This is a genomic window from Burkholderia sp. BCC1977 (genome assembly GCF_905339595.1).
In the GTDB taxonomy this organism is placed as follows: domain Bacteria; phylum Pseudomonadota; class Gammaproteobacteria; order Burkholderiales; family Burkholderiaceae; genus Burkholderia.
On sequence record NZ_CAJPGQ010000118.1, the window covers coordinates 1 to 1,904 of the forward strand.

The following is a 1,904-nucleotide window of genomic DNA, read 5'->3' on the forward strand; positions in this document are numbered from 1 at the left end:
CAAGACGCGCGGCTGCCAGGACATCCTGATCGCCGTGGTCGATGGCCTGAAGGGGCTGACCGAGGCCATCAGCGCGGCCTATCCGAGGCAACCCAGTGTGCCGTCTGGCTGCGCGAGTGGCTGCGGTGATTCGTGTCGACGAGATCTGGCTGGCGGTCGATCCACTGGACATGCGGGCCGGTTTCGACACGACCCTGGCGCGTGTGGTCAAGGTGTTCGGCGCCGCGCACCCACACCATGCCTATCTGTTCGCCAATCGGCGCGCCAACCGCATGAAGGTCCTGATTCACGACGGGATCGGCATCTGGCTGGCCGCGCGACGCCTGAATCAAGGGCAGTTCGCGTGGCCGCACATCGGCAGCGAACCCAAGCAGCGAGTCTTGACGCACGAACAACTGGCCGGCCTGGTGCTGGGCTTGCCCTGGCAACGCATCGGCGAGGATGGCGTGATCCGCGTCGTCTAAATCCGGCGGGGAGGTAAACAGTCGCGCTTCCTCCGTCGGCAGGGTTCTGGCAGACTGGCCTGCATGAACCCCGCGGACCTCGACGCACTCAACCCGGAACAGTTGCGCGCCCTTGCCGCGCAACTGATTGCCGAGGTCAAGGAGAAGGAACGGGAAGCGAGTGAACGAGACCGCGAGCTCCGCTTCCGGCAGACCCGTATCGATCAACTCACCCACGAGGTCTCGATCCTCAAGCGCCAGCAGTTCGGCCGGCGCAGCGAACAGCTCAACAGCGAGCAGATGAACCTGCTCGACGAGGCGATCGATGGCGACTTGGTTGCCATCGAGATGGAGCTTGAGCAACTCGAGCCGACGCGAGCTGAACGGCAACGCGAGCAGCCGAAACGGGCACCACTGCCGCCGCAACTGCCACGCACCGACGTCCATCACGAACCAGACAGTATAACGTGCCAGTGCGGTTGCGAACGCATACGGATCGGCGAGGACGTGAGCGAGAAGCTGGACTACACGCCGGGCGTGTTTACGGTGGAACGGCACATCCGCGGCAAGTGGGTGTGCAAGGCGTGCGAGACGCTGACCCAGGCGCCGGTTCCACCGCATGTGATCGACAAGGGCATGCCCACCGCCGGGTTGCTCGCGCAGGTGCTGATTGCCAAGTACGGCGACCACTTGCCCCTGTATCGCCAGGAACAGATCTTTGGTCGTGCGGGACTGGCCATCCCGAGATCCACGCTGGGTGCCTGGGTGGGCCGGTGTGGCGTGCAGTTGCAGCCGTTGGTCGACGCACTCGGCCAGGCCATCCTGCAACAGGCGGTGTTGCACGCCGACGAGACGCCGGTGCAAATGCTCAGTCCTGGCAAGGGCAAAACGCACCGGGCATACCTGTGGGCGTATACGTCGACTCAGTTCAGCGAACTGCGCGCGGTGGTCTACGACTTCGCCGAGAGCCGCGCCGGTGCGCACGCTCGCACGTTCCTGAAGGGCTGGCACGGCAAGCTGGTATGCGACGACTACAGCGGGTACAAAGCCTCGTTCCAGCACGGCATCACCGAGATCGGATGCGCGGCCCATGCCCGACGCAAGTTCTTTGAATTGCATGCCAACCACAGCAGCCAGGTTGCGGGGCAGGCCCTGCCGTTCTTTACCGCGCTCTACGAAATCGAACGCGAGGCCGCAGCACTGGATGCCGACGAACGGCAGCGGCTTCGACAGCGTCGGGCCAAGCCGGTGTGCGACGCCCTCTATGAGTGGCTGATGGCGCAGCGCAAACTCGTTGCGGAGGGCTCGGCGATTGCGAAGGCGTTGGACTATAGCCTGAAACGATGGAACGCACTCACGCGCTATCTCGATGACGGGAATGTGCCGATCGACAACAACTGGGTCGAAAACCAGATCCGTCCGTGGGCAGTTGGCCGTTCCAATTGGTTGTTCGCCGGATCA

Annotated in this window: 2 protein-coding genes and 1 pseudogene; all 3 read left to right on the forward strand. The window is 63.9% G+C overall.

Annotation, left to right across the window (positions count from 1 at the left end):
• Positions 1-88, forward strand: a pseudogene (locus tag U5771_RS34945) (transposase); the annotation flags it as partial.
• A gap of 28 nt (positions 89-116) precedes the next feature.
• Positions 117-464, forward strand: a complete 348-nt coding sequence (gene tnpB / locus U5771_RS34950; protein WP_322028150.1) for an IS66 family insertion sequence element accessory protein TnpB — start codon at positions 117-119, stop codon at positions 462-464.
• A 63-nt stretch (positions 465-527) separates the two neighbouring features.
• The coding region (locus tag U5771_RS34955; RefSeq protein WP_322028151.1) for an IS66-like element ISBcen19 family transposase at positions 528-1,904 on the forward strand (1,377 nt) is incomplete at its 3' end.